The 26,635-nt window shown below is 66.4% G+C and carries 24 protein-coding genes and 1 pseudogene; 14 read left to right on the forward strand and 11 right to left on the reverse strand.

Annotation, left to right across the window (positions count from 1 at the left end):
- Positions 1-210 precede the first annotated feature (210 nt).
- The 4 genes and pseudogenes from ACTG9Q_RS28720 to ACTG9Q_RS28735 all read left to right on the forward strand — a co-directional run.
- Positions 211-1,492: pseudogene (locus tag ACTG9Q_RS28720) on the forward strand (IS701 family transposase); the annotation flags it as partial.
- Between the two features lie 414 nt (positions 1,493-1,906).
- Positions 1,907-2,938, forward strand: a complete 1,032-nt coding sequence (locus ACTG9Q_RS28725; RefSeq protein WP_455576043.1) for a hypothetical protein — start codon at positions 1,907-1,909, stop codon at positions 2,936-2,938.
- On the forward strand, positions 2,905-3,216 hold the full coding sequence (locus ACTG9Q_RS28730; protein ID WP_455576044.1) for a transposase: 312 nt from the start codon (positions 2,905-2,907) through the stop codon (positions 3,214-3,216). The genes ACTG9Q_RS28725 and ACTG9Q_RS28730 overlap by 34 nt, the downstream gene beginning before the upstream one ends.
- 5 nt (positions 3,217-3,221) lie before the next feature.
- Positions 3,222-4,130, forward strand: a complete 909-nt coding sequence (locus tag ACTG9Q_RS28735) for an IS3 family transposase (RefSeq protein ID WP_455576070.1) — start codon at positions 3,222-3,224, stop codon at positions 4,128-4,130.
- A 27-nt stretch (positions 4,131-4,157) separates the two neighbouring features.
- On the opposite strand, the gene ACTG9Q_RS28740 is transcribed toward ACTG9Q_RS28735, so the two are convergent.
- From ACTG9Q_RS28740 to ACTG9Q_RS28765, 6 genes are all read right to left on the reverse strand, one after another.
- Entirely contained in the window at positions 4,158-5,216 is a 1,059-nt protein-coding gene (locus ACTG9Q_RS28740) for a tetratricopeptide repeat protein (protein ID WP_455576045.1), read from the reverse strand.
- A 228-nt stretch (positions 5,217-5,444) separates the two neighbouring features.
- Entirely contained in the window at positions 5,445-6,224 is a 780-nt protein-coding gene (locus ACTG9Q_RS28745; protein ID WP_455576046.1) for a transposase family protein, read from the reverse strand.
- Positions 6,225-6,266: 42 nt separating this feature from the next.
- Positions 6,267-7,226 carry an NB-ARC domain-containing protein gene (locus ACTG9Q_RS28750; RefSeq protein WP_455576047.1) on the reverse strand — a complete coding sequence of 320 codons (960 nt, stop codon included), beginning with the start codon at positions 7,224-7,226 and terminating at the stop codon, positions 6,267-6,269.
- Positions 7,223-7,567 carry a hypothetical protein gene (locus ACTG9Q_RS28755; protein WP_455576048.1) on the reverse strand — a complete coding sequence of 115 codons (345 nt, stop codon included), beginning with the start codon at positions 7,565-7,567 and terminating at the stop codon, positions 7,223-7,225. Before ACTG9Q_RS28755 ends, ACTG9Q_RS28750 begins: the two co-directional genes overlap by 4 nt.
- Before the next feature lie 669 nt (positions 7,568-8,236).
- The gene (locus ACTG9Q_RS28760) at positions 8,237-9,406 is read right to left on the reverse strand and encodes a tyrosine-type recombinase/integrase (protein ID WP_455576049.1); all 1,170 of its coding nucleotides are present in this window, start codon (positions 9,404-9,406) and stop codon (positions 8,237-8,239) included.
- A gap of 19 nt (positions 9,407-9,425) precedes the next feature.
- Entirely contained in the window at positions 9,426-10,016 is a 591-nt protein-coding gene (locus tag ACTG9Q_RS28765; protein WP_455576050.1) for a hypothetical protein, read from the reverse strand.
- Between the two features lie 107 nt (positions 10,017-10,123).
- Between ACTG9Q_RS28765 and ACTG9Q_RS28770 the strand changes: the two genes are divergently transcribed.
- The 5 genes from ACTG9Q_RS28770 to ACTG9Q_RS28790 all read left to right on the forward strand — a co-directional run bounded on the left by ACTG9Q_RS28770 (position 10,124) and on the right by ACTG9Q_RS28790 (position 14,207).
- The gene (locus ACTG9Q_RS28770) at positions 10,124-10,384 is read left to right on the forward strand and encodes a helix-turn-helix domain-containing protein (RefSeq protein ID WP_455576051.1); all 261 of its coding nucleotides are present in this window, start codon (positions 10,124-10,126) and stop codon (positions 10,382-10,384) included.
- Positions 10,374-10,601, forward strand: a complete 228-nt coding sequence (locus ACTG9Q_RS28775; RefSeq protein ID WP_455576052.1) for a helix-turn-helix transcriptional regulator — start codon at positions 10,374-10,376, stop codon at positions 10,599-10,601. The genes ACTG9Q_RS28770 and ACTG9Q_RS28775 overlap by 11 nt, the downstream gene beginning before the upstream one ends.
- Positions 10,602-10,605: 4 nt before the next feature.
- Positions 10,606-11,787 (forward strand): AAA family ATPase, encoded by a 1,182-nt coding sequence (locus ACTG9Q_RS28780; RefSeq protein WP_455576053.1) that lies wholly within the window; start codon positions 10,606-10,608, stop codon positions 11,785-11,787.
- A 336-nt stretch (positions 11,788-12,123) separates the two neighbouring features.
- A complete protein-coding gene (locus ACTG9Q_RS28785; RefSeq protein ID WP_455576054.1) occupies positions 12,124-12,504 on the forward strand; it encodes a hypothetical protein in 381 nt (126 codons plus the stop codon).
- Positions 12,501-14,207: a relaxase/mobilization nuclease domain-containing protein gene (locus ACTG9Q_RS28790; protein ID WP_455576055.1), complete on the forward strand. Its 1,707-nt coding sequence runs from the start codon at positions 12,501-12,503 to the stop codon at positions 14,205-14,207. Before ACTG9Q_RS28785 ends, ACTG9Q_RS28790 begins: the two co-directional genes overlap by 4 nt.
- A gap of 21 nt (positions 14,208-14,228) precedes the next feature.
- Here the strand turns inward: ACTG9Q_RS28790 and ACTG9Q_RS28795 are convergent, their stop codons facing one another.
- The 5 genes from ACTG9Q_RS28795 to ACTG9Q_RS28815 form a co-directional block, all read right to left on the reverse strand.
- Positions 14,229-15,080: a DUF5753 domain-containing protein gene (locus ACTG9Q_RS28795; protein ID WP_455576056.1), complete on the reverse strand. Its 852-nt coding sequence runs from the start codon at positions 15,078-15,080 to the stop codon at positions 14,229-14,231.
- A complete protein-coding gene (locus ACTG9Q_RS28800) occupies positions 15,077-15,460 on the reverse strand; it encodes a recombinase family protein (RefSeq protein ID WP_455576057.1) in 384 nt (127 codons plus the stop codon). The genes ACTG9Q_RS28795 and ACTG9Q_RS28800 overlap by 4 nt, the downstream gene beginning before the upstream one ends.
- Entirely contained in the window at positions 15,457-15,843 is a 387-nt protein-coding gene (locus ACTG9Q_RS28805) for a hypothetical protein (RefSeq protein WP_455576058.1), read from the reverse strand. Before ACTG9Q_RS28805 ends, ACTG9Q_RS28800 begins: the two co-directional genes overlap by 4 nt.
- A 71-nt stretch (positions 15,844-15,914) precedes the next feature.
- Complete coding sequence (locus tag ACTG9Q_RS28810) at positions 15,915-16,130, reverse strand: hypothetical protein (RefSeq protein ID WP_455576059.1); 216 nt, start codon at positions 16,128-16,130, stop codon at positions 15,915-15,917.
- 320 nt (positions 16,131-16,450) lie between these two features.
- Complete coding sequence (locus ACTG9Q_RS28815) at positions 16,451-17,059, reverse strand: hypothetical protein (RefSeq protein WP_455576060.1); 609 nt, start codon at positions 17,057-17,059, stop codon at positions 16,451-16,453.
- 26 nt (positions 17,060-17,085) lie between these two features.
- Between ACTG9Q_RS28815 and ACTG9Q_RS28820 the strand changes: the two genes are divergently transcribed.
- From ACTG9Q_RS28820 to ACTG9Q_RS28840, 5 genes are all read left to right on the forward strand, one after another.
- Complete coding sequence (locus ACTG9Q_RS28820; protein ID WP_455576061.1) at positions 17,086-17,274, forward strand: hypothetical protein; 189 nt, start codon at positions 17,086-17,088, stop codon at positions 17,272-17,274.
- A 267-nt stretch (positions 17,275-17,541) separates the two neighbouring features.
- Positions 17,542-18,720 carry a helix-turn-helix transcriptional regulator gene (locus tag ACTG9Q_RS28825; RefSeq protein WP_455576062.1) on the forward strand — a complete coding sequence of 393 codons (1,179 nt, stop codon included), beginning with the start codon at positions 17,542-17,544 and terminating at the stop codon, positions 18,718-18,720.
- A 6-nt stretch (positions 18,721-18,726) separates the two neighbouring features.
- Positions 18,727-19,440 (forward strand): 5-formyltetrahydrofolate cyclo-ligase, encoded by a 714-nt coding sequence (locus ACTG9Q_RS28830; protein WP_455576071.1) that lies wholly within the window; start codon positions 18,727-18,729, stop codon positions 19,438-19,440.
- 654 nt (positions 19,441-20,094) lie between these two features.
- Positions 20,095-23,388, forward strand: coding sequence for a DISARM system SNF2-like helicase DrmD (gene drmD / locus ACTG9Q_RS28835; RefSeq protein WP_455576063.1), 3,294 nt, complete (start codon positions 20,095-20,097; stop codon positions 23,386-23,388).
- Positions 23,389-23,423: 35 nt separating this feature from the next.
- A partial coding sequence (locus tag ACTG9Q_RS28840; RefSeq protein ID WP_455576064.1) for an Eco57I restriction-modification methylase domain-containing protein occupies positions 23,424-26,635 on the forward strand: 3,212 nt, incomplete at its 3' end.

Here is a 26,635-nt window from a genome sequence, read left to right on the forward strand (position 1 = left end):
CGACAACCTGGCGGGGCCATCGGTGCGCAAAGGCGAGCGAGCATCGGTGTCGCCGGTCTCGCGTCCCGAGGTAAGTCGCGAAGGCCCACACCTTTACGAAAGCTAACGCCAGTTCGGCCTCTAGCCGGGCGATACGCCGATGCGCCGCGGCTAGTAGGGCTTCGTTAGGTCGGGTGATGGGGTGTGTCGGTGGTGTGGTCTTCTGTGGCGGTGAGGTCGGAGGAGATGGCGTTGGTTCGCCCGGTGATCGAGGATTTCGCGGCGGGTATGTTCGGTGGATTCGCCCGGCGTGACCAGCGGGGCAAGGGCGAGTTGTATCTGCGTGGCCTGTTGTTGGACGGCAAGCGCAAGTCGATGCAGCCGATGGGTGAGCGTCTCGGGGTGGATCACCAGCAGTTGCAGCAGTTCGTCACGACCTCGACATGGGATCACGTCGAGGTGCGTCGGCGGTTGGCGTTGTGGGCACGGGACTTCGTCGATCCGGACGCGTGGGTGGTGGACGACACCGGGTTCCCCAAGGACGGAATGTCCTCGCCGGGGGTGGCGCGGATGTACTGCGGAGCATTGGGCAAGCGCGCGAACTGCCAGGTCGGGGTGAGCGTGCACGCGGTGACGGACTGGGCGTCGGCGGCACTGGACTGGCGGTTGTTCCTGCCCGAGTCCTGGGACGACCGCAAAGCCGTCGACCCGGATCAGGCCGCCGAAACCCGGCGCAGGCGGCGGCGGTGCGCGATCCCCGACGACCAACGGCACCGGGAGAAGTGGCGCCTGGCGCTGGACATGATCGACGAACTCGCCGACTGGGGCCTGCCGGCGCGGCCCGTGGTGGCCGACGCAGGCTACGGCGACGCTGCCGGCTTCCGCCAGGGACTCACCGACCGCGGCCTGACCTACGCGGTGGCGGTCAACCCGACCACCACCGCCCACCCCGCCACAGCGGTGGCGGTCACACCTGCCTACCGTGGAATCGGTCGCCGACCCGAACCCCGCTACCCCGATCCGCCGATCGATCTGAAGACACTGGTGACGGCTGCGGGCCGCGCGGCAGGGAAGTTCGTCGTCTGGCGCCACGGCTCCCACAAGAACCCGGCGAACCCGACCGGGCGGATGCGGTCGCGGTTCCTCGCGCTGCGGGTCCGCCCGGCCAACCGCCACATCCCGCGAGCCGCCGACGGCACCCTTCCGGAGTGCTGGCTGCTCGCGGAATGGCCCACCGGCGCCGCCGAGCCCACCGACTACTGGCTGTCCACCCTCCCGCCCGACACCCGGCTACGCGACCTGGTCAGGATCGCCAAGATCCGCTGGCGCATCGAACACGACTACCGCGAACTCAAAGACGGCCTCGGCCTGGACCACTTCGAGGGCCGTTCCTGGCTCGGCTGGCACCGCCACGTCACCCTCGCATCCCTCGCCCAGGCGATCTGCACCAAGCTCCGCCGCACCCCAAAAGCCCCTGCGCAGGACTGACCCTCCACGCCGTCCTGCGCCACCTCCAACACCTACTCGCGGTCTGGACAGGCCACTGCCACACCTGCCACCAACCCGTCCAGACCCGAACACCAACAACAAAACCACAGGTCAACAGCACCTAACGAAGTCCTACTAGGCCAGTGCGGGAGCTCTTTGAGATCCCATCGAGCGTCTGCTCAGCCAGTGCTCATCGCGAGCGGAGAGCCGAGTGTGTCACAAGCAACGGCACCGGCCCTCCGTGCTCGTGCAGCGCCCCGAATGCGACGACCGAACCAAGCGAGTGCGCGACGACGACCGCTGGGCCTGTCGCACCTGCAGTTCGAGGCTTCGCGTCGCGGACCTGGACCGTCGCTGCCCCCGGAGTCGTGGCGAGCGGGCGAGCACGGGAAGCTGCCCCGCCCGCAACACCTGAGGCGCTGCTCACGATTCCACTAGCGTGACCGGATCATCGACAAAGTCCCGCCTGCTGCCCGCGGCCGTGCTGGCCGCGGTCGCCGCCTTGGCCACGGGTGCTCAGGCCGTGGCAGTAAACCTGGCGACGCCGCTGCTGCCTGCCTCGTGGGAATGGGCCAAGAACCCGGTGGTGATGTGGCTTGCCGCAGCCGGTTTGACCGCGTTGACCGCCGTTCTCGCGGTCATGGCTGTCCGGCGCTCCACGGCGGACAGCGCGCTTGAGGCGGTCAAAGCAGGTCTTGTCCTGCGTAACAACTTCGGCTTTCAGAAGGTCTTCGGCCTCCACCACGACGCGACAGACGCCGGCAGGAGGTCATCAACCATCAGATGGGCTTTGACGTTCGACGCGGAGAACTCCGGTGACCGGCTGGTCTCGTTGGTCGATATCGAGCCCAACTTCCCTGCACAGATCGCGGAGGCCGGTCATAGGGTCAAGCTGGTGCGTACCCGAGCTGCGGGCAGCATGACGGTGTTCGACAGCGTCAGCGACTGGGCCGAGGGCAACCGGATCAAGCACCGCGCTGAACAGAGCGACTACTACTTCAAGCGGAAGCACGGCCTGCCGATCCACTTGCCATCGGGCATGCGCAAGATCGTCGTTTTCGAGCAGGAGTTTGAACTCCGGTTCGACGGCGTACCGATGACCTTCTCGGACACGTCCGAGATGAGCACCTGGCTCGGCGTCTATCTCCACCTGGGCGCCGTCGAGGCCGGGTTCACCCCGAAGGGCTTCAAGATCCCCACAACCATTACGACGACCGCGGGCGCTTTCACCAGGGATATCACCTACATGCTCGCCGTTGCGGGAGCTCGGCTGCCGATGCCGCTACCCGAGGTGATCGACGACATCATGCACAACCGCAGGCTCGGGGATCTGGGAGAGCCAATCCCCAGGAAACCGGTGAACGGGGCCGCTGAGCTTCCCCCGGTAGCCCGGTGGCTTTCCAGACATGGTCCGATAGGGCCTGAAGGGAGTCGTCCGTGGCACCACCGAAGAAGTACCCCGACGAGCTGAGGTCCCGCGCTGTCCGGTTGTACCGGGAGTCGGATCCCAAGCCGGTGATCCGGCGCCTGGCCGAGCAGCTGGGCGTGCACCACGAGGCGTTGCGGAACTGGATCCGGCAGGCCGAGGCCGACCGCGGCGACCGTGGCGACCGGCCCATGACCATCGAGTCCGAGGAGCTGCGCCGGCTGCGGCGGGAGAACGCGGAACTCAAGCGCGCCAACGAGATCCTGAAGACCGCGTCCGCGTTTTTCGCGGCGGAACTCAACCCGACCCGGCGACGGTCGTGAAGCTCGTGCAGCAGCTTCGTGGCCGCTTCGGGGTCGAGTTCGTCCTCCGGGTCCTGGGCGTCGCCTCCTCCACCTACCACGGCTGGGTGGCCCGCCAGGCCGAACCCTCCCGCCGCGAACGCGAGGACCGGGCGATCACCGCGGAGATCGCCGACATCCACACCGCCTCGGGCGGCACCTACGGCAGTCCGCGGGTGCACCAGGTGCTGCGGCGTCGGGGCGTCCGCGTGTCGCGCAAGCGTGTCGAGCGGCTGATGCGCCAGGCCGGCCTGCAGGGCGCCTTCCTGCGCAAACAGTGGCGCGCCCCGTCGACCAGGCAGGATCCACGAGCGGCACCGGCGCCCGATCGGGTGAACCGGGACTTCACCGCGTCCGCGCCGGACCGGTTGTGGGTGGCCGACGCGACCCGGATCCGCACCGGCGAGGGTGTGTTCTGGCTCGCGGCGGTGCGCGACGCGTTCTCCAACCGGATCGTGGGCTGGAAGACCAGCGACCGCTGCGACACCGACCTCGTGCTCGGCGCGCTGGAATACGCGATCTGGTCCCGCGACGTGCGCGACGGGCAGTTGATCCACCACAGCGACCGCGGGTCGACCTACACGGCCTTCCGGTTCGCGGAACGCTTGGCGGACAACGGGATTCTGCCTTCGATGGGGTCGGTCGGCGACTCGTACGACAATGCCCTGATGGAGAACTTCTTCTCCACGCTCAAGATCGAGCTGGTCTACCGCCGGTCCTGGCGCACCCGCGACGAGGCCGAGAACGAGCTGTTCCGTTATATCGACGGGTTCTACAACACCGAACGCATCCAGAAGGACCTCGGCTGGCTCAGCCCCGACGAGTACGAAGCCGCCTGGCACACCGCCCAGGCCGAACCGACTACCATCCCGGCATCACCGACCCGATCCAGGTAACAACCACCTCGGGTTATCGGGGAAAGCTCAGTTTCGGGTTTCGCGCTTCCATCGTTGCAGCTCTTCCGTTGCCGCCACAGTTTCCGGATGATCACCGAGGAGCCGTTCCCGATCGGCGACAACTTGCTCTTGGATCACGAGCGCCTCGCCCGTCCGGCCAACCTGCTGGTACAAGGCGGCGAGATTGGAGCGGGCGCGGACTGTGTCTGCGTGATCCCCCAGAAGCCGTTCGTAGTCGCCAATAGCCTGCACGAGAACGGTAATCGCCTCGCCCGTCCGGCCAACCTGACCGTATGAGACGGCGAGATTGGAGCGGGCGCGGACCGTGTCCGGATGATCACCGAGAAGCCGTTCGAAGTCGGCGACAACCTGCACGAGGATGGCGATCGCCTCGCTCGTCCGGCCAACCTGACCGTATGAGACGGCGAGATTGGAGCGGGCGCGGACCGCGTCCGGATGATCACCGAGAAGCCGTCCATAGTCGGCGACAAGCTGTTCGTCGATGGCGATCGCCTCATGTATCCGGCCAGCCTGCCAATAGGAAACGGCGAGATTGGAGCGGGCGCGGACGGTGTTCGGATGATCGCCTAGAAGCCGTTCAAAGGTGGCGACAAGCTGTTCGTCGATGGCGATCGCCTCAAGTATCCGGCCAGCCTGACCGTATGAGATGGCGAGGTTCGAGAAGGCGCACACCGTGTCCCGGTGGATGGGGCCAAGGAGGCGGTGGGCTTGTGAGGCAGAGGTGTGCCAGAAGGTGATGGCTGCGGAGAGGAGGTTGGCGCGGATGAGGCTTGTTCCTGCGGTGTCAATGAGTGGGTGGGCGTCGGGTTGCCAAAGGCAGTCGCCGCTGGCGGCGGTGAGTGCGGTGGTGTTGGCATAGAGGGTGGTGAGTAGGTCGGTGGTGGTGTGGTCGTTGGCGGGCCACAGCTGGAGCAGGGCTGTGGCGGTCATACGGGCCGTGACGGCGAGGTCGATGGTGGTTTCGCGGGCGGCGCGGGCGGTAAGGGCGTGAATACGCACGGCGCGGGGCCCGTCGACGAGGGTGTGGGTAATCAGACCGTAGCGATGCAGGATGCGCAGGATCATGCGGGCTTGGTCGGCGGTGACAGGATCGCCCGCGCCACGAGGGTTGCGTCGGGTGAGGTGGTCCAAGACGGCGGAGGTGGCCCAGAGGGTGTCGGGGTGGCCGTTGGGGTCACACAGGGCAGCCAGTTCGAGGGCGGGGCGGGAGAGCCCGGCGGGTTCGCGGGCGTCTGCGGCGTCTAAGGGATGTCTCGTAACTGATCTTGTGTTCCGGGGACTGGTGTCTGTCGGTTAGCCGGTGATGGTGAGGTTGTGGAGGAAGGCGATGCCCGCGGCGGTGGTGGCGAGGGTGTGTCCTGCGCGGCGGTAGTCGCGCAGGATCTTCCAGTTCTTCATCCCGGCCAGGGTGTGTTCGACCCGGGCTCTGATCTTGCGGTGGACGGTGTTGAGCTGTTCCTGCCAGTCGGGTAACTCGCTGCCGTCGCGGGGTTTGCGGTAGGGCATGATCACGTCTTCGTTGCCCTGGTAGCCACCGTCGGCCATCACCGGGCGGCCCGCCAGTCGTTCGGCGATGCCGGAATCCCGGTAGACGGTGCAGTCGTTGCGGTTGCCCGGCTGCGGGTCGCCGGTGGCGATCACCAGGCGGGTGTCGGCGTCGATGGCCACCTGCAGATTGGTCGAATAGCGGTGGTTCTTCGACCGCTCCGCCACCCGGTGATCGCGGGTCGGGACCAGGGTGCCGTCGACGATCGCGACTTGGTCCACGCGGCGCTTGCGCACGGGCGCCAACGCCAACAGCGGGCCGAGGGAGTCCACCACGCGGTGGGCGGCGGAGTGTGAGACCCCGAACAGTGGCCCGATCTGACGCATGGTCAGGTTCGTGCGCCAGTACACCGCGACCAGCAGCACCCGGTCCGGCAACGTCAACCGCCATGGACGACCAGGGCGGCCGTCGGCGATGGCCTCCCCGCCACGCTGGGCCACCACCCGCACCAGCTTGCGGAACTGCCCCGGCTGCAGCCCGGTGAACGGCGCTATCCACTCCGACCGCGACGACGAGATCACCTGCACCCGCACATGATCAACCACCCGCCACACAACCCAACCACCGGGTTACGAGACATCCCTTAGGGCGAGCAGGAGCGCGACGGCGACCGGGCGGCCGTAGGCGTCGGGATCCGAGCCCGGGGGCATGAGGTCGTCCAGGCGCTGGTCCCCGGCACTAAAGAGGGACAAGTAGGCGCCGCTACCGATCTCTTGGTCGATCATGTAGGCGGCGGCGTGTGACAAAGCCAGGGGTAGGTGTCCCAAGACGTCGGCCAGCATCGGGACATGATCATCAAGCAGGTGCGGGACATCGGCGTCGGTGAGTCTCTCGCGCAGATAGTTGGTCGACTCGTCTGGGGTGTAGGTGTCAACGTCCACCCGTCGGCGTCCGGATCCGGTGAGGGCGGCGTCGCGTAGGCGGGTAGTGGCCAGGGTCCAGCCGTTCCTGGTGTGCGGAGGCCACCAGTTCGTCAGGTGGGCGGGGTCGGTGATGTCGTCGAGCACGACCAGCCAAGTGCGCTCGGTGGTGTGCAACCACTCCACCAACGCCGCAGCATCAACAACCGAATCCTCGCCGAGCACGCCAGGGACCCCGACCCGGACAGCGGTCTTGGCGTAAGCGGCGACCACCTGCCTCGCGGTATCGGCATTGACCCACACGACCAAGTCCACCCCAGCGGCGAGCGCGTCTCGGACGAACCAGGCGGCGAGTTGGGATTTGCCCACACCCCCACCACCGGACAGCACCCGCGCTCCACCCTCTTGGGCGAGGACAACATTCTCCCCCCGGTCTCGGGCAGCCCGCACCCGATTCCGCACCCCCTCCCTGGGCTGGAACGCCGACGCCAACGGCGGCGGACTCCCTACCACCACTGGCCATTCCACCACCCGCACCCCGTGGTGATGGTGGTGCTCGATGTTCACATCGCGCATCGACCCGGAGTTCGCCACACCCCCCTCCCGCGCCTCGGCATCACCGGACTCCCGAATCACCACGCTCTCCAGCAACGACTCGCCCTCGGTCACGACCGGGGAACCCGCCGCACACCAGAGTTCGCGACCGAACCGGGCCCCTTGGCGACCGACTTCCCCGACCGGGTGACCCGCACCCTCGTCGTGTCACCTTCGACAACCTCGGCGCCGGAGTTGGCGTTACCACCAATCTCCGCCTCAGCATCCCCCGAATCCACGACCACTACATTCGGCTCCACCGCATCACCCGCCCCGGGATTCTCGGACACATTCCCCTCCTTGCCCTTCCGCGGAAACAGGTACGGCAGCCCCAACGCCATCAACGCCACCACACCACCGATACTGCTGCCCCACTTATCGGCCTTGTCCAACCCCACTACCCACAGATACACCACCAACCACCACGATCAGCCCAAACACGCCACCCCTCCACCACGCCAACCAAGGATCCCGACTTACCGCCACATCAACCACCCCCACGACACGCCACACGACCACAGAAGTCTACGGACCAACCACCACAACAACCATCAACCACACCAACACAAGAACAACCCGCTATGCACCCCACCCGAACGGAGCAAGCACCAACTAGCCACCGACCGCTCGCCGACACCCAACGCACGCTCATGCCGCTGGGCGGGTATGCATGCGACGCGCGCACATGCCGCCGAGCTGGATCGGGCACAGGCCCCACCCAGCCCTGCCGTGTCACACAGGTGCCGCCGAGCCCCCCCCGGGTGACCTGGAGCTGGAACGAAGCCTGGTTGGCCGTAGAAGGAGCGGAACTGGAGATGTGAGCGCACTTGAACGAACGTCAAGTACGCTGAAGTGACTGCAACGGAGGCGAACTGGGAGAGCCGATCTACGTTTCCGCAGGTCAGAGCTTGATTGTGGCACGTCTGGGGGTCAAGGGGTCGCAGGTTCAAATCCTGTCAGCCCGACGATCGAAGTACGGTGAAAGCCCAGGTCAGGGCCTTGGATCACTACGGTGAGACAAGGCCCTGATTCTGTTTGCGGGCACGTCGTCTCACAATTTCTCACGAACGCTCGTACTGCTTGTTTCAGCCCAGGAGTTCGCCGAGTTGGTCGGCTGCCTGCCTGAGGTGCTCGACGTTGGGGTGGATGTAGACCCGCTTGGTGAAGCTGAGGTCCGCGTGGCCCGCCCAGGCGCTGACGATCACGTCGGGCACGCCGGACGTCGCCAGGTAGGTCAGGCAAGCGTGGCGGGCGTCGTAGGGCCGGACCTTCCGCACCTTGGCCTGGTCCATCAGCTTGTGGATCGCCCGCCGGAGTCGGTCGGTCTTCCAGGGTTGGCCCAGTTCGTCGACCAGCACGAACCCGGACCGCTCGTACAGCTCGCCCGCCCTCACCGCCTCCGCGGCCTGCCTCGCCTTGAACGCCTTGAGCGCTGCGCGCAGGGGAGTGGGTAGCGGCAGCTTGCGCTTGCCCTTCTCCGACTTCGGCCCTTTCTCCTCCACCTCACCCTCGACCAGCGTGCGGGTCAGCTCGACCGACAGCGTCCCCGCGTCGAGGTCGACGGTGCTCCACCTGAGCCCGCAGACCTCGGCGGGCCGCATCCCGATCAGCGCCAAGAGCACGGGCGCGTGGAGCCGGTGGTCGCGGATCGCGGCGAGGAACTGCCTCACCTCCGCCTCGCTCCAAGGCACGCGGAGTGCTGCCGCAGCCGCCGCCTTGCGTCGCGCTTCACGCGGGATCTGGGTGTACTGGGCGACGTTGCGGACGACCAGCCTGCGCCGCACCGCCACGTTCAAGGACGACCTGAAGCGCCCCAACGTGAGCTGCACGGACCGGACGCTGAGCCCGCTGCCGACCTTCCCACCGCGCTTCCGTCCTGAGGTGAGCATCCAGCTCACCAACTCGTCCACGTCCTCCTCGGTGACGTCTTGGAGCCGCTTCCCGCCGAGCCGCTCGCGCACCGGAAGCAACGCGTCGGCATAGTTGGCGGCGGTGGCCTTCTCGACGTCGACCGTCGTGGACCTCAACCAGGTGTCCAGCCAGGCGGACACCGTGGTCTTGTCGGGCCCGACGAACGTCCCCTCGTCGGTCTGGTGCTTGACCTTGGCGTACTCGGCGCGGGCTTCCTTCTTGGTGCCGTAGGTCTTGGTCAGCTGCCTGCGCTTGCCTGTCGCCGGATCGCGTCCGATGTCGATCACGAACCGGTACCTCGTCGTACCGTCCTTCAACTCGATCTTCTTGATCGGGTCCCCCACGAGCTTGCAGCTCCTTTGATCAGGCCCCCTCGGATGGGCCCAAGGGGGGCAGTAGTCCCAGGTCCCGCGCCCTGCGGAGATAGCGGGACACCTGAGTCCGGGAACGGTTCATGGCGTGAGCCACCGCGATGCCGGGTGCCCTGTCTCCCGAGGCCACGGCGTCGGAGTAGATCTGCGCGGCCATTTGCGCATCGTGGTCGGCTTGGCTGCGGAAGCGCTGATCGGCACTGGGGACCGGCTCGGCCTCACGCCGGTCCACCGGTTGCACGCCAGGCGGCAACGAGGCGAGCCAACGCTCGCGCACAGAAGCAGGCACCGTCGCCTCGACCATCGCGGCACGCAGCAGTTGGTCGATGAGGACCTGCCTCATCACGGACGTGGTGATCGGCGCCTTCGTCTTGCCCCGCACGGTCGCCTCGATGACCAGCGGGCGGCGGTCCGCGCCCACCATCACTTCCATCTGCATCGTCACGTCCGGCTCGCTGAGCACGAAGCTCGCCTGGAAGTGCGTGGGCACGGCGGTGTCGCGACCTGTCGACACGTACCCACCAGGTGTCAGTTCGTCGACGGACACCCATTCGATCTTGAAGTTCTTCGGTAGGCGGGGCACGGCAGAACGATACGCACCCCTTTCATGCTCCGTAGTCAGATGGTCACGACACACCACCTTTCCATAGTAGTGGTGAGGCAATGACTACAGAGCTTACCCTAGTAGGTATGGCAACCGGGGGGAAGACTCTGGCGGACCGTTCCGCCGAGCTTCAGATATGGATCAAGACGGGCAAGGCTCGGCAGCTCCGCGTCGATGCCGGGCTCAGCCAAGCGCTGGTCGCACAGGACTGTGAAGTCACGGCATCCACTGTGCACCGCTGGGAGATGGGGGACCGACTGCCGCGTGGCCGCAACATCACCGCGTACCACGGCTTCCTGGCTCGTTTGGTCGAGCGGGAGCAAAGGGGTGAGACCGATGGGGAGTAGGCAGGAGGCCAAGCGGCGGCCGACCCTGGCGGAGATCAAGGCGACGTGGCCGCCCGCCGTGGACGTTCCGACCGCGGCGACAGCGTTCGGGATGAGCCGCAGCAAGGCTTACGACTTGGTCGCTCGTGACGAGTTCCCCGCCAGGGTGGCCAAGTACGGCGGCCGGATCATGGTGATCACCGAGTCGCTCGTTCGTGCCCTGTCGGCGGGGGATTGACGTCATGGCTGAGTTCGGAAGACAAGCTCCGCCTGGCGCGCACGACGAACCGCCGATCCGGCGCCTGCGCGTGAGGGCGGTGCACGAGGTCGACATCAGGCAGACGCGGTTCGCGTGGCGGGACTACCTACCCGTCGGCGAGGTCGCCCTGCTGGTCGGTAAACCTGGCATCGGCAAGAGCACGGTCGGCGTGGACGTGGCGGCGAAACTGACCACGGGACAGCTCGACGGCGACTTCACCGGCGAGCCGCAGCACGTCCTCTACTCCACAACGGAGGACTCGGAGTCCACGCTCAAGGCCCGGCTCATCGCGGCCGGGGGAGACCCGCAGCGGCTGCACTTGGTCGACGTCGTCTACGGCGATTCCCCAGACGGCACGCCGCTGATCGTCAACCTCGACCTCGACGCGGTGCGCGAGGTGATCGAGGCGTGGAGACCCGCCCTCTTCGTGCTGGACGCGCTCAACTCGTCCCTCTCCGGGCAGCTCAACGACAACTCCGTCGTGCGTCCGCAGTTGGAGAAGTTGAGGCTCCTGGCGCAGCGGACAGGCACGGCCATCCTGGGCATCGGGCACTTCCGGAAGGCGACGGCGGGCGTCGATCCGGTCGACGCCATCGGTGGTGCCGGGGCCTACGCGCAGGTCGTCCGGCACGCCTTGGGGTGTGCCGCGGAGGATGAGGACAACTACGTCCTGTCGGTCATCAAGTCGAACGTGGTGTCGGTGTCGAGCGTCCCGTCGCTGTCCTACGGGACTGCCTCCGCCACCGTCACGGCCGACGACGGAGGGGAGACCGCGGTCGGTCGGATCGTCTGGCAAGGGCGGTCGACGGCCTCGGTCGTCGACCTCCTCCAGCGCTCCGCGTACGACGACGGGGACGAGCGCGCCGATGCCGCCGCGTGGCTCACCACCTACCTGGTGGAGCGCGGCGGTGAGGCCCCGGTGCTGGAGTTGTTGGACCAGGGACACCAGGCGGGCTTCTCCAAGGACACCCTGAAGCGAGCCAAGACCAGAGCCAAAGTGCGCTCCGAGAAGGCCGACTTCGGCGGCGGCTGGGTGTGGCGGATCAACCCGACAGGGCACGAAGGGAGCACGCAAGGGGGTGAAGGGAGCAGCGCGGGTGACGCCACTCCCTTCGCTTCCTTCGTGCGCCCTTCGCGGCACGAGGACGACCATCCGCCGCCGTAGCAAGCTAGAGGTCAGGACACCTGAAGGGCATCCTGACCAAACGGCACCGGCTGACCGCGCAGCCGACGCGCCATCGACCCGGGGGCACTTCCGTGCCGTCGGCGACGGGCGAGGGGCGGTGCGGCAGCGAGGTCACCGGGGCGCCGTGCGCGCAGTCGGCACCGCGCCCGGCTCGACACCACGGGGGCGTTGCGCGGGTGGCTCCGACCTTCGCGGATCACGGATTGACAAGGCACGGCTGGGCACCTCCCAGCCGGTCGCCCGACTTGAGAGCCAGCGGGCTCCGGAGAGCCCGCCTGTCGTTTCGGGGGAACGATGAGCACGAGGAAGCAGGGTGTGCGTCGGCAACGGCGTGTGCGCGGGGGCGCCGAGACCCGTATCAACATCCGCACCACGGTCATGGTGCGGGCCGCGTTGACAGTGCGGGCAGCGGTGGCCGGGTTGTCGGTGCCGCTGTACCTGGTCGAGTGCGGGCTGCGCGAGCCCGACGGCTGGTCCCTGCGCCAGCAGCGGCACTGGGTGGCCGAGTGGGAGGCCGCCGCGGTGAAGCTGTCCCGGTCGGGCAGCGCGCTCAACCAGCTCGCCCGCCAAGCCAACAGCGGCCACGCCGTCGGCCGGCAGCAGTTGCAGGCGGCGTTGGCCTACCACCAGCGAGTCTTGGACGAACTGCACCGGGTGCTCGGTGCGGTGGACCAGCACCGAGGGGCCGGGCGGTGATCGTCGAGGTCGCGGGCCGGGGCAAGCGCGGCTCCAACACCTTGGGGCTGCTGCGCTACCTGTTCGGCCAAGGCCGCTCCAACGAGCATCGCGACCCGCACGTCGTGGCGGCGTGGGACCCCGAGTGGGTACGTGGCGGGGCCTGGGGCGAGGATGCGACCACTGCCCCAGGACGTGCCCGGCTGGCCCAACAGCTGGACGCCCTGATGACCGGGCACCAAGTGGACTTGCCCGACGGGCACGTCTACCACGTGGTCCTGTCCATCCCGCCCGCCGACGTCGCCACCGCTGGCTACGGACCCCAGCAAGAAGCGCACACCAATGAGGACGGGAAGCACTCCACCCAGCAACGGCTGCCGGACGAGGTGTGGCGGGAGCTGGTCGAGTCCGGCATCGCAGCCCTGGGCTTGGGCGCCGATGACGACGGGCAGGGCGGCTGCCGGTGGGTCGCGGTCCACCACGGCCTCTCCACCAAGCGCAACGACCACGTCCACGTCGTGGTCAACGTGGTGCGTGGCGACGGCCAAGTGGCCAACCTGCACCGGGACTTCCTGCGGTGGCGCGACTGGTGCCGCCAGGCGGAGGACGAACGCGGTTGGACGCGCACCGCCCCGGCTGGCGAAGGCCGCTCCAAGCCCACCTCGCGCGTCGAACTCGTGCGCGCGGACGCCACCGGGCAGCGCACCGAGCGGGACCGGCTGCGTGACCTGGTCACGGCCGTGGCTGCCGGGGCCGCGGACGAGATCGGGTTCGTGATGAACCTGCGTCGCCGTGATGTGCTGGTCGCCGCCTATCCCGACACCGGGCCGGTCACCGGCTACAAGGTCGCCTTGCGTCCCGCGCAGCACGCCGCCGAACAGGACCGCCCAACACCTGAGCCGCTGTGGTTCGCAGGGTCGACGCTGCGCCGTGACCTGTCCTTGCCGCGGCTACGCGCTCGCTGGCCCAACGCCAGACCACTGCCCGCCATTAGTCAGCAGGTGCTGTGGCGCGACCTCGCCGACCATCCCGTCGACCCGCAGGACCTCACGTCCGGGACGAGTGAGCAGACGTTGCGGCGAGAGTTGAAACGGGCCTGCGCGGCGGTGGAGGCCGCTACCGGCACCGCAGAGGGCGTGGCCATGACACCGGACCTGGACCAACGCACCTGGCACCTGTTCGTCGAGCGCACCGCAGATCTGGTTGCCGTAGTTCGGCACCACGACCCACACCAACTGCTGGAGCTGGTCCACGACCAGCTCACCCGCGCCGCGCAACTTCCCCGCCCCGCCCCGGTAAGCAGACCCGTCGCGTCACCGGATGCCAACCGGTTGTCGGTCCCGCTCGTCACGGCGCAGGAGGCGCTGCGGCTGCTGGGCGGTGCCACACGCGTCGCCGCCCGGGTCCGCGATGTCACGCCAGCCGCCCTCGCCCTGGTGGTGGTGGCCGTCCTGAGCATCGTCACAGCCCTCTGCGCGATCGCCGAGCGCCAAGCCATCCGCCAAGGCGCCCGCCACCAGCTCGACACCACCGTCCCCGTCCTGAAGGAGCACCCGATCCTCGGCAACCTTCTACCCAAGCGACCCGCACCGCGCCAAGCGACCACCACAATCAGACGGCCTACCGCTCAACCAGGATCGCCAAAGCCTTCCCCTGTCACAGTGGCACGACCTCACCGAGCCGCCCTGCCCAACGCGACCAGGCGCTCAGGGCCCGCGCGGTGATCCAAGCGTTGAAGGTCACGCTCACATCCCCCGGATGAGCGTCACCGAGTCCTCTGGGCTCAACGCTCTCCGCTGCAGCCGTTCCACCAAGTCCTCGAAGTGCGTCACCGCGTCGACGTCGAAGGTGTAGTGCAGTGCCAGGCGGGTCGGCTCCACGACCACCGGTGGTGTGCCGTGCACGAGCTGGAACGGGTTGACCGGCAGCTCGGCCTGTGCGGGGATGATGCGGATATCGACATTGCTTCGGCCTGCCAGCTCCAGCAGGAACGCCCGCTGGTCGTCCATGACCGGTGTGCCGCCGATCCGACGCCGGAACGCGTGCTCGCTGGTGACCCACCGAAACGCCAGTGGATCACGGTCGTCGGTGAGTGGTGCCCGTCGAAGCTCTCCCACCTGGTCCTGCGTCCAGGCGTCCAGCTTCGTCAGCGCTGCCGCGTACATCTGCGTTCGGAGGTGCACTGGCACCAGCCACGGGTCGAACACCGTGATCCGATCGGCGAAGGCTTCCAAGCCCAAGACCAGTTCGCTGTCGCGTTGCCCGGTCACCGCGGCGACATCCGGTTCGGTGGTCTTGTGACGAGCAACCGCCAACATCGAACTCAAACGCGGGAACCATGCTATTCGGCCGAGGCGGCTGCAGAGCACCTCGATGGCCGGCCGGCTCAACAGGTTCTTGCCGCTCAGCGCTTGGGTCACCGATGCCCTGGACACTCCCAGCCAGGACGCCACCATCGCGTGGGTCACTCCTGTTTCGGCTACCAGCCACTCCAGCTCGAACCGCAACAGCCGCCGCGCCGCCGTCGGCGTCAGCGGTACCCGAGGGTGATCACGAAGCGGGGAAACAATCGGCTCGATGATGGGGGCAGCGGTCACCGCTTGGCCTCCAGCCGCCGCCCACCCGGTGTGGCCGTTGCGGCGGGCAGCTCACCATCCCGCAGCCGCACCACACATCCCCGCCGTCGGACGCACTCCACCAACCGCGCCACCCGATCCGGTCTCGGTGACAAGTGGCCGGCGTTCAACACCACCGCGGCCGACGCCTGCGGCAGACTCAGCGCGTCCAGGAGCCCTCGGAAGCCGATGCGGTCGTCGTCCAGCGCACCACCGCTGTCGGTGAACACCGCACCCAGACGCCAACCCTCACGGGCACACCACGCAGCGAGCTGCTCCTTGCACTCGCTGACATAGGACTGGTCATCCACCATGCTGCGGACATAGCCATACACCAGCAGAAAGTCCTGTTCGTGCTTCACGGCAACTCCTCGCCATCCCTGGGCGTGCTGGTTCGTTCAGCCGCTGACCAGGATTGCTCGCAGGTCTCAGTTTCCTTGCACCGCTGGCGGTATCGCTCGACGCACCGCAGCAAGGCATCGTGCAGGTCGTGGTACCAGCCTTTCGAGAAGGCGGAGCGCATCAGGCCAGTGCTGTGCTCGTGGGCGGTCTCCAGCGCCCCGACGTACGCCTCGTAGTAGGTGAGACGTTCCAGATCAGTTGGGTCGTCGCGCAGCGCGAACCGCATGAAGTGGTCAACCACTTCAGGGGCGTTCGCCGACTTGGGCCACGGTGGAACCATCCAGTGCTCTGGATTGCGCAGAGAACGAAGGCCGCCACCTGGCGCGTGAGTCATGGCGTCCACAGCGCGCCTACCGTGACAACCAACGACAGCGTTGACATCAACACAGCTCCAAAGTCATTGCAGAACAAGGGCTAACGCACGACCGACGGCAACCGCGGATGCTTCTTGGCCGCCTCACGGATCTTCTGGTAGCCGCGCTCGGCGGCGTTGGCCACGACCTGTTCCACCGCCGAGGTACAAGTCATCACCACGAAGCTCAGGGCCGAGAGCTCAAGCACCGACAGCTCCACCGTGAGCGCGACTTGCTCAGGCGGCTTCGGCGGGATGGACCGCTTCTTCTTGCTCACGGGCATGGGCTCCAATTAGTCGGCGATGGTTGGCACTCAGCTCCGAAGCTGACCGACCTGGAACCGTGGAAGAGCACACCGTGGAGGTGAAGGTCAGGCTTGGCGCGGCCGTTCCTGGTCGGAGCATCCGAGGATGGGTACCTGGTAGACAGCCTGTGACCAGGCGGTTGCGGGGTACAGGTCGGAGACTGCGTACTCTCCGTGCATCCGGGAAACAGGCCCGCCGCTGACCTACGCACGTCCCGCTCCAGCTCACACCGAAGGGCGCTCAGCGCGGTCGTCTTGCCCGCAACGTCTTGGTTCCCGAAGGCGACGAGCATCTACTTCTCCTGGGATGGGTAGTCGAGGGCACGCAAGCCATCAAGAATCCGTTGCAACACAGCGGGATCGGACATGACCGCGGCCTGAGGACCGCCAGGCGCGGCTGGGGCTGGACGACGCGGCATGGGCACGGGAAGTCGCGTTGTTTGCTCGGCGCTGGATTCGCGGCTCAACATGCACCAGGCGACGCGCTGACCGGGCTTCGGCAAGTCAACCGCCCAGTGGTCGACGGCCGCCAAGGCCGGTGAAGTAGCGAGCAAGGTGTCAAGCGGGCCGTTGCCGGTGTCCCATACCTCAATCCGCAGCGTCTGTGTGCCGTAGGCGAGTCGAATGCCGAGGAGCGTCAGCTGCTCCGAGCGCAGGTGTTGCACCGGCGTGGGGTCGACAACCCCGGTGCTCGCAACGGCATGCGCTATCAGTTCGTCGAGGACATCGCGGGCAGCATCGACGAACGTTGGTGCCATGCCTTGTTGCCGCGTGGTCAGCTCTAGCAACAGCCGGGCGCAGGTGATCGCGCTCGGTATGGCGAGCAGCACCAACTCGGCGACAGCCTCGTTCCTTGCCCGCGAGTCCTGTTCCAAGGACGGCCGTTCCAACAGCGCGGTCATGACGGCCTTCGGGTCACAACAGCGCCGTGGGTGATCCACTCGGGCCGGAGGCCCTGGTGCAGCCGGGCGCTGGCATCAACCATGCCGACGCGAACCAGCAGGCCATCGAGAAGCTGCACTTCGAGGGCGGGCACGGTTACACCACCGCCAGGTTGTGGTCGATCAAGCGGAGGTGCTCGCACGGCCAGAGTGCGTCGAGAACCAAGCAGTGCTGAGCATCTTCGGCGAACGCTGCCGACGCCCATGCCGCTATGCGTTCGGTGTAGAGCCGTGGGACAAGCCTGGTGCCTGCTCCACTCGGGTTTTGGCTGCTCATCCGGCCTCCTGCCGCCGTTGCCGCCTGGCCCGCCCAGGACGTACCCTCCCTAGGGAACCGGCTGTAGCGGTCTGAACACAGGGCGATAACCGGCGCCTTCCGGACAGAATCCGGGCATCGGGGCGGCTGACCTGGCCAACCGCAACGGCCCGAACGGGGGAAGACCATGACGACGAGACGGCAACGCTTGGCTGCGCGCCGCAAGTCGCTGGGCTTCAGCCAGGAAGCCCTCGCCGAACGGCTCGAAGTCGATCCCAAGACGATCCGGCGTTGGGAGAACGGCACGTCGGAACCACAGCCGTGGCTGTGGCCGAAGCTGGCGCGGCACCTGCAGGTGTCCAGTGAGCAGCTGGAACTACTGCTCGGCGAGGCCGCGGCTGCTGACGACGTTGATGAGCGAGTCGACTTCGCCCGGACCCGCTCCGGCAGCGTCGACCTCATGACCGCCGCACGGCTCCGCTCCCAGGTGCAAGCGCTTGACGAGCGCTACGACCGCGAGCCGTCCTCGTCCTTGCTCGCCGATGCCGGGCACTGCCTGGGACAGATCATGCTACTGCGGGCGAAGGCCGCGGGTAGCCGCGTTCGACGCGAGCTGCTGGCCGCTGAAGCCGAGAGCGCCACCCTGATGGGCCAGCTGGTTTGGGACGCCTCCCAGCGACGGGACAACGCCTCGGCACACCGCTACTTCGACCAAGCCGTGACTGCGGCCCAGCAGGCGCACGACCCGGTGACCGAGAGCTTCGCCTTGCTGCGCAAAAGCTTCGTCGCGCTCTACGGCGAGCAGGATGCCGTGCGCGGGCTCGCGCTGTGCGAGCGAACCGCCCGTTCGGCCGCGGGAGCCAGCGATGTGCTCACGGGCTTGGCCACCCTGCACGCCGCCGAGGCGCACGCCATGCTCGGTGGCCAGAACGCCTGCGAACGAGCTCTCGGGGCAGCCAACACCCACCTCGAACGTGCCAACGACGCCGATGCTGCGATCGAGTTGTTCTCGCCAACCCAGTCGGGCCGGTTGGCAGGCTCCTGCTACCTGTTCTTGAGCCAGCCAAAGCGCGCTCTATCCGTCTTGGAGGCTACAGCCGCGCAGATGCGTGCGCGGTCGAAGTCGCAGGCCATCGTCCTGGGCAACCTCGGCCTTGGCTACATCCGCCAAGGCGAGGTCGACTCCGCAGCGGCGATGCTGCACCAGGCCATCGACGTCATTGAGGAGACTCGGGGCGGCGGCGGACTCAACGTGGTCTTCGGTGCCTGTCGAGAGCTGCAACCGTGGCGCGGGCAGGTTGTCGTCCAAGACGTCTACGACCGCGCCTTCTCCCTGATGACCATTCAACCGGCGGGGTACAACTAGAGCGTGATGAACATCGACAACGCCAAGCGAGCCGTGCGGGAACGGGTATGGGCAGCCTTGGACAAGGCTGGAGCGGTCGAGCCGCCTGGCGCAGCCGGGCACATCCCCAGCTTCGTCGGTGCTGAACAGGCCGCCGAGCGCCTCGCAGGACTGGAGAGCTGGGCGCGGGCACGCGTCGTCAAGGCCAACCCAGACCAAGCCCAACTCCCTGTTCGCAGGCTGGCGCTTGAGCAGGGCAAGGTCGTCTACATGGCGGTTCCCCGGATCGCCACCTTGAAGCCGTTCTACGCGCTCGACCCGGCGACCGTAGACCCAGCGGCTGTTGAGGCAAAGCGCGCGAAGGACTTGGCGCCCTTGGCTGGCCTCGACGAGATGCGGCCGGTGGACTTCATCGTCTGCGGGACAGTGGCGGTGAACCGCCAAGGCGTGCGCCTCGGCAAGGGAGCCGGGTACAGCGACATCGAGGTGGCGCTGCTAACCGAAGCCGGGCTGATCGGACCAGACACGACGATCGTGACGACCGTGCACCAGCTCCAGGTCGTGGACGAGGAGCTACCCGAAACCGAGCACGACTTCAGCGTGGACTGGATCGTGACGCCAGAGGTGGCTATCCGGTGTGAGGGGGCGTCGCGGCGACCGAAGGGACTCGTCCGCGAACATCTGACGGCGGAGAAGATCAAGGCCATCCCGGTGCTCCTAGCGCAGTTCGACAAGTCCTAGTGTCGTGAGCCGGTTACAGGGTGCGGTGATGCCGAGTCCGAAGCTTGATCCGGTGGTGTTGTCCGCCGTAGAGCGGTCGGTGTTGGCTGGGTGGGCGCGGCGGTGGAAGGCGGCGCAGGCGCCGCGGCCGCGGATTGTGTCAACGACTACGTAACCCCGCGGCTCGCACGTCGAATCATTCATGCCCATCATGCTGGTGTGCAGGGAAATGTGGTCTATTTGGAACACGGAATGCCAATTAACGAATGAAACCGTAAGTGCGATGAGTGTGACAGTGACTGTTGTCTTCGGCTCTATTCATAGCCGCTCACTTCTCCGGCAGTGTTGAACTAGCGCGACATGGCCAGCTGGGTACTTGGGCCCGAGGTGACGTCGGGTCCGAGTGCCAGTAGTCGACCGAAGATCGAACTGTCAAAGGAAGGCGCTGCATTTACGGTGTATATACTAAAGAGTCGCTACTGAAGATAAGTGTAATGACACAATCAAGTCGATTGGTATCCGTTCTGGTACTGTAAGGCCGCTACGCGAGGCAGTTGCCTCGTAGGCCTGCGCAGCTCTGATAGGGACGTCCAGCCGTTCTTATCGCGAGCACTAGTGGAGTTAAGGGGGCGCTGTGGCGAACGAAGGGTGGAACTCGTGACAGGAGCACGGGCAGTGCGACGCAGGCGGAGGAAGCTAACCGTCGAAGGCATCCCCGTAGAGGGCGAATTAGTCGAGGTGCGCGGGCAGAAATGGATCGCCGCCCGCGTCGTCCCCGCATGGGAGGTTGACGAACCCCCTACAACGAGTGGACCGATCGAGCCGGGTACAACTGCTCCTGCTACCACCATCGTCCACCTCCAGTCCGTCGCCGACGGGCGCTACGGTGAAACTCTCAGCGTCGTCTGGGAGGTCGAACCTGGCCGACGCGTTCTGCCCGCCAGTTCCCTCCCCGATGTCTCCTCCGGGAAGTACGATCCGCCCGAGCGTCTTGCCGCCTTCCTCGATGCCATCCGCTGGTCCGCCGTCGCCTCCGCGGACGTCAAGAACCTTCAGGCGCCTTTCCGCTCCGGCATTGCCATCGAGCCCTATCAGCTGGAGCCGGTCTCCCGGGCGGTTGGAGCGCCTCGAGTCAATCTCCTGCTTGCCGACGATGTCGGTCTCGGTAAAACCATCGAAGCAGGGCTCGTCGCCCAAGAACTACTGCTGCGCGGACGCGCCCACCGCATCATGGTGATTTCCCCGGCCGGGCTGACCGTTAAATGGCGCGACGAACTCGCTGAGAAGTTCGGACTGGACTTCACCGTCGTCGATTCTGCCCATTGTGCTGAACTGCGCCGTACCCACGGCACCACGGCCAACCCGTTCCGGGTTCACCCGCTTACCATCGTCTCGCTGCCCTGGCTGCGCGGCGCCAAGGCCCAACGACTGCTCGACGAGGTTATCCCGCCCGTAGAGGCGGACAGCGATCAGATGCCCGAGCGTTTTTTCGACCTGCTGATCCTCGATGAGGCTCACCACGTGGCCCCGTCTGCTCCCAAACAAATTTATGCCGTTGACAGTCAGCAGACAAAACTCATCCGCCGCATGGTGCCGCACTTCGAACACCGGTTGTTCCTGTCCGCTACCCCGCACAACGGCTACCGCGAGTCCTACACCGCACTGCTCGAACTCATCGACAACCAGCGCTTCGCCCGCGGCGTCAACCCCGATGAAAGGGCGATCAAGGAAACCGTCGTACGCCGCTTGAAGAACAGTATCACTCGCCCCGATGGAACGCCTTATTTCCGTCGCCGCAATACTCGCGAAATGTCTGTCCGCTACACGGATGAGGAGCGGCGTATCCATGAACTCCTCACTGCGTATGCCGATCTGCGTCGCAAGCGAATTACCCCTGGAGCAAAAGGTGAACGCAAGGCGACCGACCTCGTCGTTCTACTGCTCAAAAAACGACTGTTCTCCTCGCCCGCAGCCTTCGGGCGCACTGTTCAGGTCTACCTGAAGAACATCACCGCAGCCTCCAACACCGTCCGGTCGCGCACTGCCGCAGAGGTCGTTCCCGACTGGCTGGACGACTTTGCAGACGAAATCGCTGACCTCGATGACATCGATTTGGCCGAAGCCGAGGACGATGCACTCGGCCGCACTACGCGTTTGACCCCGAGCCCCGCCGAAGACGAGTTCGATCTGCTCGGTGAGATGCTGCGCTGGGCCGAGACGCACGAGGCGCAAGCCGACTCCAAGGCTTCCACACTGATCAATTATCTCAATACTGTCACCCGCGCAGATGGCAAGCACTGGTCCAACGAACGCGTAGTGGTGTTCACCGAGTACCGTGACACCCAAGATTGGCTGCTTGCGCTGCTGCGTCAGGAAGGCATGGTAGAAAAAGGTCGTATCGAGCTGTTGCACGGCGGTTTGAGCGTCGAGGAGCGCGAACGCATTCGCCTCGGATTCCAGGCACATCCCGCCGAAATCGAGGGGGCGGTGCGCGTGCTCATCGCCACTGACGCTGCCAGCGAGGGAATCGACCTGCAAAAATACTGTTACCGACTCGTCAACTACGATATCCCTTTCAACCCCAACAAGCTTGAGCAGCGGATCGGCCGCATCGACCGCTGGGGTCAGCGCCACGATCCCGAGGTCCGCCACTTCGTCGGAGAGAACTGGCAGAACGCCAAAGCAGGATCCTTCGAGGCCGACCTTGAATTCCTCTCCAGGATAGCTAAGAAGGTCGCTCTTATGGAGGAGGACCTCGGCGAGGTCAACGCTGTACTCGCGGATGCCGTCCAGCGCCGCATGGCCGGGGACCAGCGCCACGTCGACATCGAGAACGCCAAAGCGAGGAAGATCAACGGCCGAAACACCGGTGGCACGGTTGAAGCAGAGCAGAACGTCACCGATCAGGTCAGGCGGCTCAGCGCCGGTTATGACCGCACCATTGACGAACTCGGTATCACCCCGGCGAACATCGCCCGCGTGGTCACTACTGCCCTGGCACTAGACCGCCAGCAACCGCTGCGCTCTGTGCGCGACTCGCACTACCTGCACAGCGGCACGGGTGACGAACTCCGGGACGTCGACTTCGACAACTCCTTCTTCGAGGTGCCCCAGCTGGGCGACTACTGGGAGCGGGCGACCCGCGGTCTCGCTCACAAGCTCCGCCCGCGGGAACGGCGCCCTGTCACCTTTGATCCGCGCGTAGCCAGGCTTGGGCGAGACGACATTGTCCTCGCCCACCTCAAGCATCCCCTTGTCGACCTCTCCACCCGACTGCTGCGCGCCGCCGCCTGGAACGCCGAGCAGATCGATCTGCACCGCGTCAGTGCCGTCGTGAGCGACGATCCACACCTCGAGACCACGCTTGTCAGCGCATACGCCCGATATGTCCTTGTCGGCGCCGATGGAGTACGCCTCCACGAAGAGGTGTTGCACGCTGGCGGATGGCTCAACGACGTCGGCTGGCACCGCCGCTGGGACAGCGTCAACACCCAGCGCGAGACCCTCAGCAAGGCCCTCAACCACGGCATAGCCGCGGCCGAGCACCTGCGCACCCGACTCACTAAAAGTTGGCCAAGGGTTCAGGATCGACTCATGGCCTCGCTCGAGGCCCGGGCCAAGGAACGCCGCGAATCCTTGGACAGGGCCCTGCACCAACGCCGCGAGGAGGAGGAGCACCGGATCAACGCCAACCTGGACCGTTTCGAGTCCACGCTGCGCGCCAAGGTCGACGAGAACGCAGCCGAAGGCGATGATCAAATCGCCCTCTGGGAAGCCGACCAGATGACTCCTGCTGAACGACGGCAGTACCAACTCGATCGCGAACACCTGCAACGGCGCCTAGACGTCCTCGGTGCTGAACGTCGCCGCGAGCTCGCCGCCATCGACGCCCGCTACGGCGACCTCACGTCACACCTCTTCCCCGCAGCCGTTGTCTTCGTCATCCCCCGGAAGGAGGCTGTCCGATGAGCCCTGCTCCCCGCAGCGCCGCTTCCCGTCGCGGCATGAACGCCGGACAGGCTGCCGCGCTCGCCCGCGCCACCGACGGTCGACGCCAGCACAAGGACTGGCTCAACCTCGTCGAGATCACCGGCCCCTTCCTCACCCTGCCCGTTCTCCTCGAAGCCTGGCCCACTCTCGACCCACTCGAAAAAGAACAGCGCGCACCTTTACGGCTCCAACACGGCTTATGGTCCGATGACCCATCCGCCGGGCGTGACGAGTGGATCGCCTACCTGCTCCATGACCTCCTCGAATGGGACGACGCGCTGCACTTACCCGCTGGCGGCGCGGATCCAGTCCTCGATCGCCTCGCCTTGACCGTCCTCGAGCACGACACCACGCTGCGCCCCGACTTCATCCTCGTCGATCCGGACAGCGATCCGGCCCACGATTCCGGCGCCATCACCAAGAGCATCCCGCTGCTCGGCATGACCATCCCGGCAGGCAGCCCTCCCACTTCCCGTCTCCGCGATGGTGACGGCTGGGCCGCAACCCCCGCTGATCGCATGGCGCGTCTGCTGCGCCACCACCGCATCGAACTCGGCCTCGTCACCGACGGTCGCTGGTGGTGCATCGTCTGGGCCCCGGCGGGCGGTGTCACCGCCACGGTGCAGTTCGACACCGTGGGCTGGAACGAAGTCGCCGAACGCGAGGTTGTTCGCGCGTTCATCTCCCTGCTACGCCGATCCCGCTTCTTCAGCGTCCTCGACGACCAGACCCTGCCGCAGCTGCTGCGCAAGAGCCTCGGCAAGCAGGAGGACGTCACCGAAGCCCTCGGAGTTCAGGTCCGCCAGGCCGTCGAATTGCTCGTCGACGCCATCGGCAGGGCCGACACCCGCGCCGTGGAACGCGGCGAACCTGGCCTTGATGCCAAAGGCGTCCAAGCCTCGCAGGTCTACCGGGGCGCGGTCGCGGTCATGATGCGCGTGGTCTTCCTGCTCTTCGCCGAGGAACGCAGCCTGCTTCCGGCAGACAACGAGGTCTACGCCAAGGCGTACTCGGCGGGCGGCCTGTGCGCCGAGCTCGAAGCCCAAGCAGCGATGGGCACCACCGCGGAGCTGGAGCAGAGCACAGCGGCCTGGCACCGGCTGATCGCACTCTTCCACGCGGTGTACGGGGGTGTGGCCCACCCGGAGTTCAAGCTGCATGCCTACGACGGCTCGATCTTCGACCCGAAGACCTACTGGTGGCTCGAAGGCAAACCCGCACCGAACACCGGGGAAGGGCCGACCGGTCACACACCACTCCTACCCATCAACGACTTGACCGTGCTCCACATGCTCCAAGCCGTCCAGCACGTCACCATCGGCACCGGCAAGAACGCCGAGCGCCGAACGCTCACCTTCCGCACCCTCGACGTCGAGCAGATCGGCTACGTCTACGAAGGTCTGCTCTCGTACGACGGCCGACGTGCCGAAGACACCGTGGTCGGGCTCATCGGCAAGAGCGGCCTGGAGGACGAGGTCCTGCTGACCTACCTCGAACAGCTCGCCCGTCCGCACGGGATCGGAGCGGGGGTCGTCGCTCCGGTGGATGTGAAAGGCTTCGCGAAACGCCTGGCCGAAGTGCATAAGGACTCCGGCATCGGTTCGGCAGCCACTCTGGAGAAGAAGCTCGCCCCGCTGTCCGAGGCCGACAAGGTGGAAGCCGAGCGGCTGCTCCACGTGGTCACCGGGGACACGACCTTGGTCGCCCGTTTGCTGCCGTTCTTCTCACTCATTCGCCGCGACCTGCGTGATCTCCCACTGGTGATCGGGGCGGGCTCGCTGTACGTGACGGACTCCGCCACGCGCAAGAACACCGGCACGCACTACACGCCGCGCTTCCTCGCAGAGAAGGTGGCGAAAGGCGCCCTGCAACCGCAGGTCTACGCGCCAGGGCCTTTGGAGACGGCCGACGAGTCGGCCTGGGTGCTGCGGTCCTCACAGGACATTCTGTCGCTGAAGGTGGCGGACATTGCCATGGGCTCGGCGGCGTTCCTCGTCGCGGCCTGCCGTTATCTGGCGGAGAAGTTGATCGACGCCTGGGTGAAGGAAGGCCATAAGGGCGCCGCTGCCTTCCGCGCAGGCGCCCTTCAGACAGCATCCGGGACGGAGATCGACACCGACCCGGTGGTGATCGAGGCCAAGCGTCAGGTCATCGAACACTGCCTGTACGGGGTGGACATCAACCCGATGGCGGTGGAGATGGCCAAACTCTCGCTGTGGCTGGTCTCCATGGACCCACATCGGCCGTTCACCTTTCTCGACGACCGACTGGTGGTGGGTGACTCACTGCTAGGCGTCACCTCGTTGGACCAGGTAGAGGTCGTCCATCTGGACGCGAAGGTCGGTCGCAAGCTGCATAGAGACCGACTCTGGGACTGGACGTCTGGTGTGCGCGCCCGAGTGGGGAACGTCGCGGGAGAGAGGCGGGCCATCACGAAGATCGAAGGGACCGACCTCGCGAGCCTGGATCGCAAACGCCAACTGCTGGACACAGCGCGCGAGCACATGGGGCGGCTGACCCTTGTCGGCGACTTGGCGGCTGGCGCGGCGCTGGTCACGGCTGGGACGTCGCGCGATACAGAGTACGTGGAAGCCGCGTCATGGGCCGACAAGGTCGCCGCGCCGCGCACCGCTGATGACGCGGAGGTTGTGCAGAAGGCTCGCCTTCGTGCGATGGAGTGGTTGGCCAAGGACCGACCGGACGACGGCTTGGTTCGCGAGCCGGTGCACTGGCCGCTTGTGTTCCCGGAGGTCTTCGACCAAGGCGGCTTCGACGCGATAGTGGGTAACCCGCCGTTCCTGGGGGGGCAGAAGCTGACAGGAACTTTGGGCCAGGCGTACCGCGAGTACCTCGTACTGGCGCTCGGGCGCGGTCGGCGAGGTAGCGCGGACCTAGTGGCGTACTTCGCGTTGCGCGCACATCAACTGTTGAACGCACGAGGGCAGACGGGACTCATCGCGACCAACACTCTGGCCCAAGGCGATACCAGGGAGGTCGGGCTTGACCAGCTCACAGCGGATGGCATCGAGATCCGCGGAGCGGTAAAGAGCGCCCCTTGGCCGTCCAAGTCCGCAGCGCTGGAGTACTGCGCTGTGTGGTCCAGCGCTGCTCCAGTCGCCCCAGAGGCGTCGCGGGTACTGGACGATGTGGTGGTGCGGGGTATCACGCCCTCGCTGGACGCGAAGTCGCGAGTCTCAGGTAAGCCGTACCGTCTGGTATCCAACCG

The sequence above is a fragment of the Actinokineospora lacus genome, assembly GCF_053813445.1.

Excerpts from the sequence above, each read along its gene's own strand:
- ACTG9Q_RS28740 (WP_455576045.1), bottom strand. The coding sequence starts at position 5,216 with ATGATCCTGCGCATCCTGCATCGCTACGGTCTGATTACCCACACCCTC.
- ACTG9Q_RS28770 (WP_455576051.1), top strand. The coding sequence starts at position 10,124 with ATGGCAACCGGGGGGAAGACTCTGGCGGACCGTTCCGCCGAGCTTCAG.
- ACTG9Q_RS28775 (WP_455576052.1), top strand. The coding sequence starts at position 10,374 with ATGGGGAGTAGGCAGGAGGCCAAGCGGCGGCCGACCCTGGCGGAGATC.
- ACTG9Q_RS28780 (WP_455576053.1), top strand. The coding sequence starts at position 10,606 with ATGGCTGAGTTCGGAAGACAAGCTCCGCCTGGCGCGCACGACGAACCG.
- ACTG9Q_RS28815 (WP_455576060.1), bottom strand. The coding sequence starts at position 17,059 with ATGACCGCGCTGTTGGAACGGCCGTCCTTGGAACAGGACTCGCGGGCA.
- ACTG9Q_RS28825 (WP_455576062.1), top strand. The coding sequence starts at position 17,542 with ATGACGACGAGACGGCAACGCTTGGCTGCGCGCCGCAAGTCGCTGGGC.
- ACTG9Q_RS28830 (WP_455576071.1), top strand. The coding sequence starts at position 18,727 with ATGAACATCGACAACGCCAAGCGAGCCGTGCGGGAACGGGTATGGGCA.